Source organism: uncultured Vibrio sp., assembly GCF_947488985.1.
In the GTDB taxonomy this organism is placed as follows: domain Bacteria; phylum Pseudomonadota; class Gammaproteobacteria; order Enterobacterales; family Vibrionaceae; genus Vibrio.
The window spans coordinates 1-217 of record NZ_CANLBV010000412.1 but is presented as its reverse complement, the minus strand read 5'-3'; the positions used below and the strand labels follow the sequence as shown (position 1 = coordinate 217).

The 217-nt window shown below is 47.5% G+C and carries 1 pseudogene; it reads right to left on the bottom strand.

From position 1 onward, the window contains the following. Nucleotides 1–217, bottom strand: a pseudogene (locus Q1A70_RS20800) (type II secretion system protein); the annotation flags it as partial.

Genomic DNA, 217 nt, shown 5'->3' with positions numbered 1-217 from the left:
CGAGCTTGTTCGTCTTCATTGCTGCACTCTATCCAAAACTGCTCATCGGGCGTCATCAAATCATTCAAGTTCGTCGGGAATTCATCAATAACGGGGATGGGAGGACGTGTAGTGTGTTGCTGATATTGATAGCGCTGTAGGGCTTCGATGACGCGCTCAATGCGCGTGACATACTCTTCCCCACTTTTTATCTCCTTTTGTCCGATTAAAAATGCGG